Genomic DNA, 17,166 nt, shown 5'->3' with positions numbered 1-17,166 from the left:
CGGTCCGTCGACGGGTCAGTCGGCGGTGCGGTTCCGGCGGCGACGGGCGCCGACGAGCACGCCGAGCGCGCCGAGCAGACCGAGGATCCCGGCGGCCGGCAGCGCGGACGCCGTGTCGACGCCGGTCTGGGCGAGACGGGCCGCGGAGGCCGTCTTCGTGCCCGAGCTCTTCGCGCTCGTGCCGCCGGACGCCGCGTCGGCAGCGGCCGGGGTCGAGTTCGAGCCGACGCCTGCGCGGGCGTGCGCCGAGGCGTCGACGGCGTTCTGCAGGGAGCCCGTTCCGTCCGCGACGCTCTCGCCGGCGGCGGTCGAACCGGGTGCGGCGGTCGCAGGGGCTCCCGCGGTCGTCGCCGTGCCGGCGGTCGTGCTCGTCGTCGCGGTCGTCTCGGTGCCGGCCGTCGTGCCCGACGTCGCGGTCGTCTCCGTGCCGCCCGTCGTGACGACCGGGAGCTCGCCCGGGGTGAGGGCGACGGCGGGGCCGTCGGCGTCGCGGAGGCGCATCTCGCCGATCGCAGCGATCGTGTACGACCCTTCCTCCCCGTCGATGCCGAACTCGCTCGAGTAGCGGACGATGCCGGCGTCCAGATCGGCCTGGGTGACGGTCGTCTGCTGGGTGGTGTCCTCGACGTAGCCGCTGCGGCCGGGAGTCAGCACGAGGGTGGTTCCGCCGATCCTGACGGTGTCGGGCGCGGAGTGGTGGAAGGTGACGATCCACCTCACGACGGTGCCGACCGTCACCTGCTCACCGGGCTCCAGGTCGGGAACCGCCCGTACCGACGCGGTCACGCGGTCGGCAGCTGGAGCCGGTGCGGCCTTCGGGAGGGTCAGTTCTCCGTGCGCGCGGACGATCTGCTGGGCGCCGTCCGCTCCGACGTCGAATCTGCTCCGGTACGTGACGACGCCGGCGTCGAGGTCGGCCTGGGTGAGCCTCGTCGGCGGGAGGTCGTCCTCGACCTCGGCGCTCTCTCCGGGTCCGATGCGGACGAGGGCCTTGAGGACCTTGACGATGTCGGGGGTGTCGTTGTGGAGGGTGATCGTCCACGTCACCGGCGTGCCGACCGTCGGCTTCTCGCCGGGCTTGAGGTCGAGCGCTCCCCGCACGGTGGCGGTCACGCCGTCCGTCGTGACGGCGGGGGTGGCGGGGGCAGCGGGGGCGGTGGGCGTCGTGGTCGGGGTCGCGGGCTGCGACGGCGGAGGGGTCGGTGTGCTCGCGGGGAGGCGGAGGTCGCCGTCGACGCGGAGGATCGAGTGTCCGCCGGGCGCGACGATGTCGTAGCGGCTCCGGTAGCTGACGTGGCCGGCGTCGAGGTCGGCCTGGGTGAGCGTGGTCGGCGGGAGGTCGTCCTCGACCTCGGCGCTCTCGCCGGGTCCGAGGTGGAGGAGGGCGCCGAGGACGTCGACGGCGTCCGGGGTGCTGTTGTGGAGGGTGACGATCCACGTCACCGGCGTGCCGACCCGGGGCTTCTCGCCGGGCTTGAGGTCGAGCGCTCCCCGCACGGTCGCGGTCACGCCGTCCGTCGTGGCGGCGGACGCGGGCGGAGTGGGCTGCTGCTGGGGAGTCGAGACCGGCGTCTCCGTCGCGGCGGCAATCTCGGCGGCCGGCGCGTCCTCGATCGTGGGCGCCTCGGTCGCGGGCGCCTCGGTCGCGGGCGCGGTCGGCGCCTGAGCGGCGGAGGCCGGTGTCTCCGCGGTGGTGGTCGCGGTCGGAGCGGGCGCCTGCGGGGTGTCCGCGGTGGTGGAGGCGCGGGGGGCGGGCGCCGGGGCGGTGTCGCGCGCGACCGGCGCGGGGGCGTCGTCCCCGGTGGTGGTCGCGGGCGCTGCAGCGGACTGCACGTCGGCGGCGTCCTGCACGCCGGGCGTCGGTGCGGCGTCCTGCACGGCCGAGCCGGCGGAGACGGGAGCGGTGATCTCGTCGGCCTGCGCCACGAGGGCGGTGGAGCCGAGCAGGCAGGCGCTCAGCGTGAGAGAGGCGGCGAGGGTGAGCGGTGTGCCGAGGGACCGGCGGGGTCCCTGAGGGTCGAGGCGGCGGGGGGTCATGAGAACTCCTAGGCGGTGTCGATCGGAATGACGAGTGAAGCTCGGAGACGATCGCACCGCCGGACCCGGTCTCGCGCATCGGTGGCGCAGTTGAGGCACTCAGGCGTGAGAAGAAGGAAATGGCGCAGATCGGGCAGCCTCGTCGTGAGGGCGCGTCGGAGCTAGAGGAAGCGCAGCGCCAGGTGCAGATCGACGCGGTCGGCCATGGCGGAGAGGTCGCGGCCGGTCAGCGCCTCGATCCGCTGCATCCGGTAGCGGAGGGTGCTCGCATGCAGGTGCAGGCGGTCGGCGGCCTGGCGCCAGGAGCCGCCGCTCTCGAGGAAGACGCGGAGGGTCTCGACCATGTCGCTGCGGTGCTCGTCGTCGTAGCGGACGAGCGGCCCGAGGACGGCGAGCGCGAACGCCGCGCGGGTGCGCGGGGCGACCAGCTCGAGCAGGGCGTCGCTGGAGACGGGGACCGTGTGCTCGACGATCGAGACGGCCTCGTCCGAGGCGGCACCGCGTGCGCGCTCGCGCGCGGCGAGCAGCGAGACGCCGAGCTGGGACACGGTGCGCGACGCGTCGCCCACGCCGATCGCGATCCGGCGCTCGTGCAGCAGCCACGGAGCCGCCTCCACGGCCGAGCGCAGCGCGGGCCCGGGGGAGGCCGTGCCCTCCGCGGGGTCGCCGAGCAGCAGCACCGCGGCGCCGTCGAGCACCGCGCCCAGAGCCAGCGCGTGCTCGCGTTCGGCGGCCGCGCGCAGCGGCAGCAGCAGCGCCTCCGGAGGCAGGGACGTGTCGTCGGAGCGCGCGACCACCACCCGGAGCGGCGCCCCGAGGCGCGCCCCGAGCATCCGCAGCCGGACGGCGGTCTCGGACTCGGGCAGCTCGTCGTGCAGGAGCGCCCGGAGCAGGTCGAGCAGCGGCACGGCCGACGCGCGCTCGCGCTGGCGGGCGAGGTCGAGCCGGCCGGCGACCGCGCCGGCGAGCAGCTCGACGCCGTCCGCGGTCTCGTCCGACCAGCCCCGCTGATCGCCGGTGACGACGAGCACCCCGAGCCGCTCGCCGGCGGCGGAGAAGAGGGCGCGGCGGGAGAGCGAGCGGCCGTGCTCGGTGACCTCCCAGCGGCTGTCGGGGGAGGCGAGCGACGCCTCCCAGGCGGCGCCGTAGTCGGCGGCCGTGGGCAGCCCGCCGGCCGAGGCGACCAGCGTGCCGGCCCGGTCGACGGCCCAGCTGCCGTGCGCGAACTCCTCGAAGAAGGCTCGCAGCGCGACCTGCACGCCCTCGCCCGAGGCGGGGTCGGCGAGCAGGCGCCGCGCGAACCGGGCCTCGCGGCCGAGCGTCGGCAGGTCGGCCTGCGCGATCACTCCGGCGACCGTCTGCGCGATGGTCTTGAACGACACGTCCGGGGCGACCGTCAGCAGGGCGACGCCGTGCCGGCGGCAGACCTCGAGCATGCCCGCCGGCAGCGAGCCGACGGCGATCAGGCCGACGACGATGGCGACGACCCCGCGGTCGGCGACGCCGCCGACGAACCGCTCGACGCTCTCCCGGCCCGAGGTCCAGAGCGCGCTGGTCAGGACGACGTCGCCGGGGGAGAGGAAGCGGCCGGGATCCGGAAGGTCGATCGTGTACGTGCCCGAGATCGCGCGGGCGAGCTGGACGTCGTCGCCGCCGACGAGGGTGAGCTGCAGCTCGGGGTGGCCGAGCAGCTCGCGGACGTTCACGCTCTCAGACTAGGCCGGGGCGCGCGCCTCAGCGGATGCCGCTGCGGGCGAAGCCCTGGACGAAGTAGCGCTGGAAGGCGAGGAACAGCAGCACCATCGGCAGCACCGACACCAGCGCGAGCGCCATGCTCGCGGAGTAGTCCGGCGTCGACTGGCCCTTGAGGTAGAGCAGGCCGATCGGCAGCGTGAACAGCTCGTTGTCCTTCAGCGCGATCAGCGGCCAGGCGAAGTCGTTCCAGCTGCCCAGCAGCGTCAGCAGGATGAGCACCGCGATCAGTGGCTTGCTCAGCGGCAGGACGATCTGCAGGAACACGCGCAGGTGGCCGGCCCCGTCGATCCGCGCGGCCTCGATCAGCTCCTCCGGGATGGAGAGGAAGAACTGCCGGGCGAGGAAGATGCCGAACGCGGCCGCCGCTCCGGGCAGGATCACCGACCAGTAGGTGCCGTAGATCTGCAGCCCGGTGACGAGCTTGAACTGGGCGACCATGATCGCCTGCACCGGGATCATCATCGTCGCGAGCGCCAGCAGGAAGAGCAGGTTGCGGCCCGGGAAGCGCAGTCGCGCGAAGCCCCAGCCCGCCAGCAGGTTGAGCACGACCGTGAAGGCGGTGACGAAGGCGCCGATGACGACGGAGTTGACGAACCACTCGCCGACCGGGAAGCGGGCGAAGACGGTCGCGAAGTTCTCCAGCGAGATCTCGCTCGGCCAGAACCGCGGCGGGCCGGGCGAGAAGACCTCGCCGCGCGGCGAGAACGCGATGACGAGCATCCAGTAGAGCGGGAAGAAGACGATCGCCGAGGCGAGCACGGCGACGACGATGCGCAGGACGAGCCCGGCGCGGGAGCCGTCGCGGGTGGAGCGGCGGCGCTTCGGCGCCTCGCGGACGGTCGCGGCCGCGACGGCGGCGGGCGTGGTGAGGGTGGAGGACGTCACGGGAGGCTCCTATTCGACGAGGTCGCGGGTGCGACTCGTTCGCCACTGCAGGTAGGTGAAGGCGAGGGAGACGAGCAGGATGACGACTCCGAGCGCGGCGCCGTAGCCCTGCTCGCGCACCTGGAAGCCGTTGCGGTAGGCGTAGGTGCCGAGCACGGAGGTGGAGAAGCCGGGCCCGCCGCCGGTCATCACGAAGACGATGTCGAAGACCTGGAACGAGGCGATCACGTTCATGATCAGCAGGAAGAACGTCGACGGGCCGACCAGCGGCACCGTCAGCGAGCGGAACTGCTGCCAGCGGGTGGCGCCGTCGATCCGCGCCGCCTCGTAGAGCTCGGGCGAGACGCCCTGGAGGCCGGCGATGTAGATGACCATGTTGAAGCCGATCCGAAGCCAGACCGCGGTGAGCATCACCGAGATCATCGCGGCGGTGCCGTCGGACTGCCAGGAGACCGGCGAGGCCCCGAGCGAGGAGAGGACCTTGTTGACGATGCCGGAGGACTCGCTGAAGATCGTGACCGCGATCATGCCGGAGGCGACTCCGGAGATGACCAGCGGCAGCACGATGATCGTGCGGAAGATCCCGCGGGCCGGCAGCACCGAGTTGAGCAGCACCGCCAGCCCGAGCCCGCCGAGCAGCTCCAGCGGGACCGTCACCGCGGTGAAGACCAGCGTGTTGCCGAGGCTCTGCCAGAACACCGGGTCCGCGCCCATCCGCGCGTAGTTGGCGAGGCCGACCCACTCCGGGGTGCCGAATCCGCGCGACTCCTGGAACGACAGCTGGATCGCCCAGAGGATCGGCACGAACAGGAACAGCGCCATCAGCAGCAGGTTCGGGCCGACGAAGCCGAGGCCCGCGAGCGCCTCGCGGGTGCGGGCGGTGCGGCGCCGGCGCGGCGGCGACCCGCGGAGGGGGACGGCGGTCATCAGCTCGTGGCCTGCGCGATCGCGTCGCTCAGGCCGGTCAGCGTCTCCTCGGTGCTGCGGCCGCCGACGAACGCCTCCTCGAGCTGGTCCTGCATCGCGACCGAGATCTGCGCGAGGAACGGGGAGGTGAGCTGCTGCACGTCGCGCGGGGTGATCGTGGCGGCCTGCTCGACGAAGACGGGCATCACGTCGGCGCGGACCGCGAAGTCGATCGAGGCGGGGTCGATGTCGGTGCGGGTCGGCAGCTCGTTGGTGGCGGCGCAGAACTCGGCCATGTTCTCGGCCTCGGTCATGAAGGAGAGGAACTCGGCCGCCAGGTCGGGGTTGTCGGTCTCGGCGGTGGCCACGAGGGCGTTGCCGCCGAGGTCGGTCGCGCCGCGGGCGTCGACGGGCATCGGGGTGGCGGTCCACTCGAAGTCGGCGAGATTGTCGACGTCCGGCACGAGGAACGAGCCGACGAAGGACATCGCGACGCTCTGCTCGGTGAAGAAGGAGTCGGCGTAGGTGGCGGACTTGACCGAGCTGGTCGGCGGGACCCAGTCGTTCTCGAAGAAGCTCTTGGTGAAGTCGAGAGCCTTGGCGCCGGCCTCGGAGTCGACCGCGGGCGTGGTGCCGTCCTCCTCGAGCAGGGCGCCGTCGGCCTCGAACAGCCAGCTCAGCCAGCGCGGGGTGCCGCCGAGCTGCCAGTTGGCGGCGAACGGGTACTGCTCGGCGGGGAGCGAGGCGCGCAGCTTCGCGGAGACGTCGGCGAACTCCTCCCAGGTCCAGGCGTCGGCGGCCGTGGTGGGGATGTCGGTGACGCCGGCGGCGGCGAGCAGCTCGGTGTTGACCAGCAGGGCCGAGACGTCGGTCTGGTGCGGGACGCCGTAGGGGGTGCCCTCGAACGACACGGCCTCCTGGAACGCGGGGGTGAAGGAGTCGAACTCGTCGATGCGGTCGGTGAGGTCGAGCAGCTGGCCCTGGCTGGAGTAGACGCCGAGGTTGCCGTAGTCGACGCGGAAGACGTCGGGTGCCTCGCCCGAGCTCAGCTGCGCGTCGATGTTGCTGAACATCTGGTCGTAGGGGACGACGTTGAGCTCGACGCTCGCGCCGTCGTTCGCGGCCTCGAAGTCGGTGATCAGCGACTCGAAGGCCGCCTGCTCCGACTCGCTGGCCCAGGTGGTGAAGGTGATCGAGTCGCCGTCGGCCGAGGAGCCGCCGCCGCCGCCGAAGCCGCTGCAGGCGGTGAGGGCGAGGGTGGAGGCCGCGAGGGCGGCGAGGGGGAGGAGTCGTCTGCGCATGAGGGGCGGGTCCTTCTTCTGTGGGTGCTGTGTGCAGGGGGTGCTGGTGGCGGTGCTGGTGCTGGCGCGGTGGGTGGGCCTAGGCGGCCGGCTGACCGAGCCGGTCGAGGGCGGTCTCGACGAGCGAGACCAGGCCGTGCGGGCCGAGCTGGCCCTCGAGGAGCAGTCGCCGCTCCTCCTCCTCGGCGTCGTCCCGGGCCGGAGCGAGCGAGCGGAGGACGGTGGTCGCGACGTCCTCGACCGCGCGGACGCAGCCGAAGCGGGCGATCCGCTCGTCGTCGATCAGGGTCTCGCCGTAGCCGGCGCGGAAGGCGCGGCGCTGGGCGTCGGTGATCGGGCGGGCGAAGATCACCCCCAGCTCGACCAAGAGCAGATCGACCTCGCGCGGGGCGACCGTGGCCTCGTCGAAGTCGATCAGCCAGGGGCTGCCGTGCTCGTCGATCACCACGTTGCCGGGGTGCGGGTCGCCGTGCACGGGGACGCGCGCGGTCGGCGTGCGCGAGCGCTTCAGGCGCCGCTCGGCGCCGACGAGGGCCTGCAGGCGTTCGCGGAGCTCGGGGGTCAGGTGCTCGTCGACCTCGGCGAGCAGTGCGGCGGGCGGGCGCGGCGCGCGGCGGATGCCCCGGCGCGGCGGGACGGTGGCGGTGGGCGGAGCGGAGTCGTGGACTCCGCGCAGGACAGCGCCGAACTCCTCCCAGGGCAGTGCGTCCTCGCCGGAGTCGACCGCGTCGTCGCCGACGATCCACGGGGCGAGCGAGACGAGGAGGCCGGAGTCCTCGGTCCAGGGGCGGCCGTCGCGGGCGCGGGTGGGCGCGGCGATGCCGGGCGCCCGCGCGTCGCCGAGGGCGGCTGCGAGGGCGAGGCCGAAGCGGCCGTCGCGGCGGGAGGCCTTCACGCTCCACGGGGCACCGGTGTCGTCGGTCGCGAACCAGACCTGAGCGCCGTGATCGAGGCCGCCGATGATCGGCACGAAGTCGACCAGGCACACGCCGAAGTCGCGCTCGACGACGGTCCGCGCCCAGGCGCTGCGCTCGTCGATCGTGTCCATCCCGCCCATCGTCGCGCGAGAGTCGTCCCCTGAACACGTACTTGCGCATTCGCCGGATGTGCTGTGCAGGTTCTCACGCGCGGCTCCCCGTCGTGCTGGTCGAGTAGCCCCGCAGGGGCGTATCGAGACCCGCCGTCGGCAGCGGAGCCGGTCTGCCGGCTCTTGTTCTGGCGGTGGGGGATCTCGATACGCCCGCTTCGCGGGCTACTCGATCAGCATGGGGGTCCCACGCCGCAGGGGGATCCCACGCCGCAGGGTGGTCCTTCTCAGCCGGCGGGCAGGATCACGCGGAAGCGCGCTCCGGCGGCCCCGGGGAGGCAGACCAGGTCGCCGCCGAGGGCGCGCGCGAGGCCGCGGGCGATGGGCAGGCCGAGGCCCGAGCCGCCGTCCGCGCGGTTGCGGGCGTCGTCGAGGCGGACGAGCCGGTCGAAGACGCGGTCGCGGTCGGCCTCGGGGACGCCGGGGCCGTCGTCGTCGACCGTCACGGTGACCCGGCCGTCGGCGTGCGCGAGCGTGACGTCGATCCGGGAGCGGGCGAAGCGGGCGGCGTTCTCGAGCAGGTTGCCGACGATCTGGCCGAGTCGGTCGGCGTCGGCGTGCACGGGCGGCGCCGCGGGGTCGCGCTGCAGGACGATCTCGGGGCCGGAGCCGGGGCCGGAGTCGCGCAGCAGCTGCCGCTCGATCGCGGCGGCCGCCACCGCGCCGGCGTCCAGCGGCCGGGCGTCGAGGGCGAGCCCCTCGTCGAGCCGCGCCATCAGCAGCATGTCCTGGATGAGCCGACCGGCGCGCAGCGATTCGCGGACCACGTGCACCGACAGCCGTTCGCGCTCCTCCTCGGTGCCGTCGGCGCGGACCAGGGCGTCGGCCGCCGCCTGGATGCCGGCGACCGGGGTGCGCAGCTCGTGCGCCGCGTCCGAGACGAAGGCGCGCATCCGGCGCTCGGCGGCCAGGGCCGACTGCTCGGCCTGCTCGAGGTCGTCGAGCATCTCGTCGAACGCCGTGGCCGTGCGGCCGAGCTCGGTGCCCGGCCGCGAGGGGCGCAGGCGCCGGCCGCGGTCGCCGTGCGCGATCGAGCGGGCGACGGTCGTCATCCGCTCGAGCGGGCGGAGTGTCGCGCGGACCACCAGGACGAGGGCGCCGGCGGCGAGCAGGAGGAACACGGCCGAGGCGCCGAGCAGGATCCCGTTCAGCGACGCGAGGGTCGAGCCCACCGAGCCCGCCTCGCTGCTGAGCGTCAGGACGGTGCCGTCGCTGAGGACGGACTGCAGGGTGATCAGCCCGTCGTCGCCGGAGACGCTGCTCGAGGCGACGGTGACGGTGACGGTGGCGTCGCGGGGCGTGGGCACGGCGGCACTGGTGCTCCCGGGCGGGCTCGGCGGCTCGCCCAGCTGGTCCGCCGCTCCCGGCCCCTGACGCAGCTGCTCGGGGGTCGGGCCGGCGACGACCTCCTCGCCGTCGGGGCTCTGGATCCGCACCGCGACGCCCTGCGCCGAGAGCCGCGAGGCCAGCTCGTCGTCGGCGATCGTGCCGACCAGGGCGGCGGCCGCGGAGGCGCGATCGGCGAGGCGCTCCTCGATCTGATCGCGGAGGCGCTCGCCGAGCACGACCTGCACCGTCGCGGACAGCGCCAGCAGCAGCACCGCGAGCAGCGCGAGCACGGCGAGCACCGTGCGCAGGCGGAGGGAGCCGGTGCGCAGCGGGGCGGTGGCCGGGCGCGCGGCGGCAGTGCCTGCAGGGGTGGTGCCCGCGGCGGCCGTGCCTGCCGGGACGCTCATGCCTCCACCCGGTAGCCGAGGCCGCGGACGGTGTGGATGAGGCGGTCGCCGTGCGCCTCCATCTTCTTGCGGAGCGAGCTGAGGTGCACCTCGACGAGGTTCGGGTCGACGTGGTCGTAGCCCCAGACCTGGGTGAGGATCTGCGTCTTGGTCAGCGTGCGGCCGCGGCTGCCCGCGAGGAACGCCAGGAGGCGGAACTCGGTGGCGGTGAGGTCGAGGGGCTCGCCGCCGCGGCGGGCGCGGCCGGCGTCGGGGTCGACGACCAGGTCGCCGATCTCGATGATCGAGGGGACGCGGCCGCGCCGGCGGAGCACCGCGGTGACCCGGGCGACCAGCTCGGCGAGGACGAACGGCTTGACCACGTAGTCGTCGACGCCCTCGTCGAAGCCGCGGAGCCGGTCGTCGACGGCGTCGCGCGCGGTCAGCATGATCACGGCCGCGTCGCTGGTGCGCCGGATCCGCTCGGCGAGCACGATGCCGCTCGGGCCGGGCAGCATCCAGTCGAGCACGACCAGGTCGGGCGCGAAGTCGGCGAGCTCGCGGGCGAGGTCCTCGCCGGTCGGCAGGGCGCGCACGGTGTAGCGCTCGCCGCGGAGGGCGGCCTCGACGGAGGAGCGGATGGCGTCGTCGTCCTCGACGAGGAGCACGCGGGCGGAGGGGAGCATGCTCCGACCGTAGGGGGCGCGGATCGGCGTCGACCGCCACTCCGCTGGGGAGCCTCTGTTCTTAAGGACCGCTTCAGATTCGGCTCGGAATCTGAAATGGAACCGGCCGCAACCGCTCCCGAACGGGAACGGCACCGGGCCGGACCGAGGAGACTCCCATGAGCAAGACCCCCGACAGCCGCACCCCCGGAACCCAGGGCTCGGGCTTCGGCCCGCGCCGCCCCCGGACCCGCGCGATCGCGCTCTGCATCGCCGCCGGCGCCCTCGGCTTCGCCGCGATCGGCTCGACCGCCGCCTTCGCCGACTCGGCTCCCACCTCCGGCCCGACGAGCACGATCGAGACCACGCCGGTCGCGACGGCCAGTGCGACGCCGACCCCTGACTCCAGCGACGCGCCGACCCTCACCGGCCCGGCCTCGACCGGCCCGGCCGCCTGCGGACCCGCGGGCGCCGGACTGCCGAAGCCTCCGGCGCCCGGTGCGGACGGCGCGATGCCGACCCGCCGGCTGCGCCCGCCGACGGCGAGGCTCCGACGCCTCCCGCGGCTCCTGCTGACGGCGAGGCGCCCACGCCTCCGGCTGCTCCTGCTGACGGCGAGGCGCCCACGCCTCCCGCGGACGGCTCGATGCCGACCCCGCCGGCGGCACCCGCTGATGGCGAGGCGCCGACCCCTCCCGCGGCCCCCGCTGACGGCGAGACCCCGACCCGCAGGCTGCCCCCGCTGACGGCGAGGCGCCCACGCCTCCGGCTGCTCCCGCCGACGGCGAGATGCCGACCCCGCCCGCCGCCCCTGCCGACGGCGAGGCGCCCACGCCTCCGACCGCGCCCGCGGACGGCGCGACCGCGACCCCGCCCGCCGACGGAGTGCTCCCGACCCCCCCGCGGCGCCCGCGGACGGCGACGCCGTGACGCCGCCGACCCCCGGCCGCGCCCGCGGGCGACGCGAGCTCCCGACGCCCCCGGCCGACGGCTCCGCGCCGACCCCGCCCGCGCCGCCGGCCGCCGAGGCCCCCCTGCCGGTCCCGCGCGCCCCGGCACCGGCCCCGCCGCCGGGGACGCTCCCGACGCCCCGAGCGACACCGCCACCCCCGAGGAGTCGGACGCCCCCTCCGGCAGCTGACCCCCCGGTCCGCACCTCCGGCTCGCGGAACGACCTCCGGCTCGTCGGAATCCACGGATTCGACGAGCCGGAGGTGTTTCCGCGTGCCGGGGGTTCCGGCCGTCTCGCGGGCCTCCCACTTCGCTGATCGAGTAGCCCGCGGGGCGGGCGTATCGAGATCCACCGGCGACAGCAGGGGGAGTCTGCCGGCCCGCCCTGCTGAGAACGGTGGGTCTCGATACGCCGCGTCCCGCGGCTACTCGACCAGCAAGAAGGAGGTCCACTCGCGCGAGTCGGCGCCCTCGAGTGGACGTGTGGGGGGGCCTGCTCGATCTTCTGGGCCCGTTGCAGGTTGGTCGGCGAACTCGTGCTGATCGAGTAGGCCCAGCAGCTGGTGCATCGAGATCCTCGTGCCCGGACGGGCGGGTCTCGATACGCCGCGTCCCGCGGCTGCTCGACCAGCAGGCAGGGGCGGGCGAGTGGACCTGGAACGGGGCCCGGCGGGAGCGCATCGCCCGATGCGCGTCCGCTCGCGCGAGCGAGCATCGGCGAGTGGACGCGTACGGGGGCCCGCTCGATGCACAGGGCCCGTCGCGGGTCCGTTGGAGTACTCCTGCTGATCGAGTAGGCCGCGCAGCCGCCGTATCGAGATCCACCCGCGTCGACAGAGGAGTCTGCAGAACCATCCTGCTGAGGACGGCGGGTCTCGATACGCCGCGTACCGCGGCTGCTCGACCAGCATGTGGGGCCGCGTGCCGCGGCCTGCTCGACCAGCATGTGGGGCCGCGTGCCGCGGCCTGCTCGACCAGCAGAAGAGTCCTGCTGATCGAGGAGGCCGCGGAGCGGACGTCTCGAGATCCTGGGGGGTCAGCGCGCGGTGCGGCGCCTCCGGGCGAGGCCGAGCACGAGGGCTCCACCGGCGAGGAGGGACAGCGCGGCGGCCGAGAGCCAGCCGGTCTCGACGCCGGTGGAGGCGAGCGAGCCGGAGCCCGCGCCCGTCCGCGGCGGCACGGCACCGGCCGGGTGCGTCGGCGCGACGATCGGCTGCGCGGTCGGCGCGGTGGTGGGCTCGGCCGTGGGTCCGGCGGTGGGCTGTGCGGTGGGCGCAACGGTCGGCTCAGCCGTCGGCACGGCAGTGGGCACGGCGGTGGGCACCGCGGTCGGCTCGGTCGTCGGCACCGGGGTCGGCGTCACCGCCGCTCCGAACACGTCCACCGCGGAGCCGAGCGACGCCAGCACCGTCTCGCCGTTCGCGTCGTCGACGCCGTCGTTGTCGGTGACAGCGAAGACCTCGCCGGCGCCGGTGACGCCCAGGCCCTCGAGCTTCTCCTGCGTCCAGCCGTTGCCGGCCTCGAGCGCGGGCAGCACGTCGACGGCGAGCGTCTTCTCCAGCACGGGGAGCTCCTCGCCGAGCGCGGCGCCCGGCCCCGTCGGCAGCGGCACCGTGTACACGGCCTTCAGCGCCGCGTCCGGACCGTTGCGCTTGTCGCGCTCGATGACCGCGAGGGTCCCGGCAGGCGTCAGCGTGATCTCGGAGAGGCCGTTCCAGTCGCCCTCGGCACCGGACGGCGCCTCCAGCGGGTAGCCGAAGAAGCTCCAGCTGCCGGCCGCGACGTCGTAGCGGCCGAGCCGCACGATCCCGTCGGCGTCGATCGACGCCTCGCGCTGCAGCGCGGTCCAGACGATCTCGCCGTCGGCGCCCGCCTCGACGGTGACGCCCTCGAAGCCCTGCGAGCCGAGCGCGTCGCCCAGCTCGGCCGGGAGCGCGATGCGCTCGAGCACGGCGGCGGAGGCGTCCAGGCGCAGGAGCGCGTTCTCGGGCCCGGTCGCGCCCTCGGTCACGGCCCAGAAGCCGCCGTCCTCGCGCGCGGCGATGCCCTCCAGATCGAGCGCGGCAGGCTCACCCGCCTCGGTGACCGTCAGCGAGGCGTCGACCAGCGCCGGCACGACCGACGTGTCGACCGAGTAGACCGTGCTCGGCGCGTACGCGCTGTCGCTCACGGCGTAGAGCCGATCCGCGGCGGCCGAGTCGCCGGAGAGGCCGGAGAGCGCGCCCCACGGCAGCGGCGAGCCGTCGACGTCGGCCGACGCGATGGTCGGGAAGGCGGGGGCGGAGGCGCCGAGCGCGTAGAGCTGCACGCTCGCGCGCACCGCCGCCTCGGCGTCGTCGGTCTCGCTCGAGACGACCAGCAGGTCGCGCTCGGGCAGGGCGAGCAGCCCCTCCGGGCCGGGCGTGGACGGCAGCGCCTGCACGAGGCGCGGCGCGGTCGGGTCGGAGACGTCGTAGACCGCGACGAAGTTGGCGCGCTCGGCGCCGACGAAGACGTACGGCACGCCGTCGAAGGTCGCCGAGAGCAGGCCCTCGGGCTCGGAGCCCTTCGCGTCGGAGCGCTTGTCGGGGTAGAGCCCGAGGCTGACGGCGAGGTGGTCGAAGGTGCTGCCGGCGTCCCAGACCACGGAGCCGGAGGCCGCGTCGAGGATCGACCAGCCGCGGGTGCCGCCCTTCCAGTCGCCCTCGTTCGCGATGGCGACGTGGTCGTCGCCGACCCAGCCGATCGCGTCGGGCTCGCGCGGGACGTCGGTGATCGAGTCGGTCAGCGCGATGCGGTCGTCGTCGAGGGTGTCGATCCCGGAGACGGAGGCGGTGCCGGCCGAGTAGGACGCGGTGACGGTGCGGGTCGCCAGGTCGAGGATCGCGACGGCGTTGTTCTCCTGCAGGGTCACCGCGACGGCGGTGTCGGCCGGGTTGATCGAGACGTACTCGGGCTCCGGGTCGCTCGGGGTGTCGAGGCCCGCGAGGCCGGTGAGCGCGATGTGCTCGGCGACCCAGGCGGACGGGTCGGCGGTGAGGTCCATCACGACGAGCTCCCCCGCGGGGGCCTGCGGGAGGTCGCCCTCCTCGGCGCCCTCGGGGGTGAACTCCTCGTCGCGCTGGTTCTCGATCGCGATGACGGCGAGGTCGCCGGCGGTGGTGACGTCGATGGAGTCGGGCTGGCCGCCGAGCTCGATCGTCGCGACCGGGGCGAGGTCGCTCGCGTGCAGCACGCTGACGTGGCCGGAGGGGTTCGCGAAGTCGCCGTCGGAGGTGTCGACGACCGCGAGGACGTACTCGCCGGTCGCGTAGACCGAGGTGGGCTCGCCGCCGACGCCGACGCCGCCGAGGGGCTTCGGCGCGTCGGGGTCGCTGATGTCGAGGACGTTGATCCGCTGGCCCGCGGAGTCGGTGGAGTAGACCAGGCGGCCGTCGGGGGAGGCGCTCGAGATCTCGGCGACAGCGGAGTCGACGGCCGGGTCGGCGGCGTTGAGGTACGCCGGCACCGTCGCGATGCGAGTGAAGAAGGAGTCGCCGGCGGCGGCGGCGGGCAGTGCGGCGCCGAGCGTGCAGCTCGCGAGGACGAGGGTGAATGCGGCGCCGGCGGTGCGGCGGGGGGCGAAGTGACGGGGCACGGGTCTCCTGAGCGGGTTCGAAGGAACCCGCCCACGCTGGCCGCCGCAGGTGAACGCGGCGGCGCGCGCAGGTGTCCGGCGGGCGAACGCCCGGGGGACGCCCGCCTCGACAGTGAGGACTCTGCGGCCCGCCCTGTCGGTGACGGTGGGTCTCGATACGCCCCTGCGCGGCTGCTCGACCAGCATGGCCGAGTGGACGCGGGACGGGGTCCGACCGAAGCGCAGCGCCCGATGCGCGTCCACTCGCACGGGTCGGCGCTCGCGACTGGACGCGCGTCGGGGACCGCTCGGGGCTCGAGCCCCGTTGCGGGTCCGTTGGCGAGTACCTGCTGATCGAGGAGGCCGCGCAGCGGTCGTCTCGAGATCCGCGGGGTCAGCGGGCCGCGAGGCCCGCCGCCGCCGAGCCCCAGCCGGCCAGGGCGGCGCGCACGCGGTCGTCGCGCGCGAGGCCCAGCGCCTCGGCGTAGCCCTCCTCCAGGACGTCGTCGATCCGGACGCGCGCGCCCGTCTCGGAGGAGCGCACCGCCGCCTCGACCATCGCGAGGCTCCGCACGTTCGCGTGCACCTCGCCGGAGGGCACGGCGCCGGAGCCGAGCACGCGCACGAACTCGGCGAGCGAGCCCGCGATCTCCTGCGGGCCGGGCTCGAGCGTCGCGGTCCGCACCTCGTCCGACTCGCGCGCCTGCCAGGAGGGGGCGCCGTCGCCGTCCCAGTGCGCGGTGCCGCCCGCGCCGTTCACGCGCCAGTCGCCGTTCCAGGACGTCTCGAGCCCGTCGGCGCACCAGCTGCCGGTGTAGCTGAAGCGGACGCCGTCGGCGAACTCGAAGACGGCGCTCGCCGCGGCGCCGTCGGCGTACCAGCTCCAGCCCGGGTTGTACTCCTCGCAGTAGACGGCGATCGGGTCGCGGTCGAGCACGTAGCGCGCCGCGTCGAACGCGTGGATCGCCATGTCGACGAGCAGCACGTGCGGCATCTCCTCGCGGAAGCCGCCGAAGTGCGGGGCCTTGGCGAAGAGGACCGACGCGGTGCCCAGCTGCCCGAGCCCGGCGACCTGCTCGCGGAAGGCGGCGATCGCGGGGTAGTAGCGCCGAGACTGGCTCGTCATCAGCAGCCGCCCGGCGACCTCGCTCGTCGCGGCGAGGATCAGCGACTCGGCGATGGTCGGCGCGATCGGCTTCTCCGAGAGCACCGGCAGCCCGGCGAAGAGCGCCTCGCTGCTCACCGGCAGGTGCGCGCGCGGCACGGTCACGTTGACGACCGCGTCGGCGCCGGAGCGCGCGGCGACCTCGGCGACGGAGCTGCCGACCGCGATCGGGGCGACCCCCTCCTCCTCGGCGGCCCGCTCGGCGAGCTCGACGTCGAGGTCGACGAGGCCGACCAGCTCAGCGTCGGGGTGGTCGCGGATGGTGCGGATCCACGCGCGCCCCATGGCGCCCGCTCCGACCTGGACGAGACGGACGGTCATCGGACGAGCGCTCCCCGGTAGTCCTCGCCGGCGAAGAACTCGCCGGACTCGTAGCGCTGCAGCACCGGGAGCGAGCGCTCGGGCCGGTCGGAGCGCGCCCACTCGACGCCGTTCGCGATCACGCGGCGGACGTCCGGGTGGTGGTAGACGGGGAAGTCCTGGTCGCCGGGCGAGAAGAAGAAGATCCGGCCGTGGCCGCGCTTCCAGGTCATCCCGGAGCGGAACACCTCGCCGCCGGAGAAGGTGGAGAGGAAGACCAGCTCGTCGGGCGCGGGGACGTCGAAGAACTCGCCGTACATCTCCTGCTGCGGGATCGTGAACGGATGCGGCACGCCCTGGGCGATGGGGTGGGTCGGGTCGACGGTCCAGACGATCTCGCGGTCCTCGGCCGAGCGCCAGCGCAGCGTGCAGGTGGTGCCCATCAGCTTGCCGAAGATCTTCGACCAGTGGCCGGAGTGCAGGACGACGAGCCCCATGCCGGAGAGGACGTGGCGCTGCACCCGCTCGACGATCTCGTCGGCGACGGCGTCGTGCGCCATGTGGCCCCACCAGACCAGCACGTCGGTGCCGGCGAGGACCTCCTCGGTGAGGCCGTGCTCGGGCTCGTCGAGCGTGGTGGTCGAGACGGTCGCGCGCTCGCCGAGGTTCTCGGTGATGCCGGCGGCGATCGTGGTGTGCATGCCGTCGGGGTAGATCGCGCGGACCTTCTCCTCGATCTGCTCGTGGCGGTTCTCGCCCCAGACGAGGACACGGAGGGGGGCTGCGGGTGTGGTCACGGGTGAT

11 protein-coding genes are annotated in these 17,166 nt (G+C 74.4%); all 11 read right to left on the bottom strand.

Going from position 1 to position 17,166, the window contains the following annotated elements; translation table 11 throughout:
- Nucleotides 1-15 precede the first annotated feature (15 nt).
- On the bottom strand, nucleotides 16-2,037 hold the full coding sequence (locus GTU73_RS18345) for an LPXTG cell wall anchor domain-containing protein (RefSeq protein ID WP_160091045.1): 2,022 nt from the start codon (nucleotides 2,035-2,037) through the stop codon (nucleotides 16-18).
- Nucleotides 2,038-2,198: 161 nt separating this feature from the next.
- Nucleotides 2,199-3,743 carry a PucR family transcriptional regulator gene (locus GTU73_RS18340; RefSeq protein WP_160091044.1) on the bottom strand — a complete coding sequence of 515 codons (1,545 nt, stop codon included), beginning with the start codon at nucleotides 3,741-3,743 and terminating at the stop codon, nucleotides 2,199-2,201.
- Between the two features lie 28 nt (nucleotides 3,744-3,771).
- Nucleotides 3,772-4,677 carry a carbohydrate ABC transporter permease gene (locus GTU73_RS18335; RefSeq protein WP_244231696.1) on the bottom strand — a complete coding sequence of 302 codons (906 nt, stop codon included), beginning with the start codon at nucleotides 4,675-4,677 and terminating at the stop codon, nucleotides 3,772-3,774.
- A gap of 9 nt (nucleotides 4,678-4,686) precedes the next feature.
- On the bottom strand, nucleotides 4,687-5,604 hold the full coding sequence (locus GTU73_RS18330; protein ID WP_160091043.1) for a sugar ABC transporter permease: 918 nt from the start codon (nucleotides 5,602-5,604) through the stop codon (nucleotides 4,687-4,689).
- Nucleotides 5,604-6,884, bottom strand: coding sequence for a sugar ABC transporter substrate-binding protein (locus GTU73_RS18325; RefSeq protein ID WP_160091042.1), 1,281 nt, complete (start codon nucleotides 6,882-6,884; stop codon nucleotides 5,604-5,606). The genes GTU73_RS18330 and GTU73_RS18325 overlap by 1 nt, the downstream gene beginning before the upstream one ends.
- A gap of 79 nt (nucleotides 6,885-6,963) precedes the next feature.
- Nucleotides 6,964-7,932 carry an aminoglycoside phosphotransferase family protein gene (locus tag GTU73_RS18320; protein ID WP_160091041.1) on the bottom strand — a complete coding sequence of 323 codons (969 nt, stop codon included), beginning with the start codon at nucleotides 7,930-7,932 and terminating at the stop codon, nucleotides 6,964-6,966.
- Nucleotides 7,933-8,198: 266 nt separating this feature from the next.
- On the bottom strand, nucleotides 8,199-9,707 hold the full coding sequence (locus GTU73_RS18315) for a HAMP domain-containing sensor histidine kinase (RefSeq protein WP_160091040.1): 1,509 nt from the start codon (nucleotides 9,705-9,707) through the stop codon (nucleotides 8,199-8,201).
- The gene (locus tag GTU73_RS18310; protein ID WP_123446969.1) at nucleotides 9,704-10,372 is read right to left on the bottom strand and encodes a response regulator transcription factor; all 669 of its coding nucleotides are present in this window, start codon (nucleotides 10,370-10,372) and stop codon (nucleotides 9,704-9,706) included. The genes GTU73_RS18315 and GTU73_RS18310 overlap by 4 nt, the downstream gene beginning before the upstream one ends.
- A 1,966-nt stretch (nucleotides 10,373-12,338) precedes the next feature.
- A complete protein-coding gene (locus GTU73_RS18305; protein ID WP_244231695.1) occupies nucleotides 12,339-14,918 on the bottom strand; it encodes an esterase-like activity of phytase family protein in 2,580 nt (859 codons plus the stop codon).
- Nucleotides 14,919-15,291: 373 nt separating this feature from the next.
- The gene (locus GTU73_RS18300) at nucleotides 15,292-16,383 is read right to left on the bottom strand and encodes a Gfo/Idh/MocA family oxidoreductase (protein ID WP_160091038.1); all 1,092 of its coding nucleotides are present in this window, start codon (nucleotides 16,381-16,383) and stop codon (nucleotides 15,292-15,294) included.
- Nucleotides 16,380-17,159, bottom strand: a complete 780-nt coding sequence (locus tag GTU73_RS18295; protein WP_160091037.1) for a ThuA domain-containing protein — start codon at nucleotides 17,157-17,159, stop codon at nucleotides 16,380-16,382. Before GTU73_RS18295 ends, GTU73_RS18300 begins: the two co-directional genes overlap by 4 nt.
- Between the last annotated feature and the right edge of the window lie 7 nt (nucleotides 17,160-17,166).

The sequence above is a fragment of the Rathayibacter sp. VKM Ac-2804 genome (assembly GCF_009866655.1).
Taxonomy (GTDB): Bacteria; Actinomycetota; Actinomycetes; order Actinomycetales; family Microbacteriaceae; genus Rathayibacter.
Note: the sequence above shows the minus strand (reverse complement) of the source record. Positions and strands in the feature narration are given on the sequence as shown.

What these genes read in the sequence shown, in the direction of transcription:
- GTU73_RS18345 (WP_160091045.1), bottom strand. Translation starts at nt 2,037, where the DNA reads ATGACCCCCCGCCGCCTCGACCCTCAGGGACCCCGCCGGTCCCTCGGC.
- GTU73_RS18330 (WP_160091043.1), bottom strand. Translation starts at nt 5,604, where the DNA reads ATGACCGCCGTCCCCCTCCGCGGGTCGCCGCCGCGCCGGCGCCGCACC.
- GTU73_RS18325 (WP_160091042.1), bottom strand. Translation starts at nt 6,884, where the DNA reads ATGCGCAGACGACTCCTCCCCCTCGCCGCCCTCGCGGCCTCCACCCTC.
- GTU73_RS18320 (WP_160091041.1), bottom strand. Translation starts at nt 7,932, where the DNA reads ATGGACACGATCGACGAGCGCAGCGCCTGGGCGCGGACCGTCGTCGAG.
- GTU73_RS18315 (WP_160091040.1), bottom strand. Translation starts at nt 9,707, where the DNA reads ATGAGCGTCCCGGCAGGCACGGCCGCCGCGGGCACCACCCCTGCAGGC.
- GTU73_RS18310 (WP_123446969.1), bottom strand. Translation starts at nt 10,372, where the DNA reads ATGCTCCCCTCCGCCCGCGTGCTCCTCGTCGAGGACGACGACGCCATC.
- GTU73_RS18300 (WP_160091038.1), bottom strand. Translation starts at nt 16,383, where the DNA reads ATGACCGTCCGTCTCGTCCAGGTCGGAGCGGGCGCCATGGGGCGCGCG.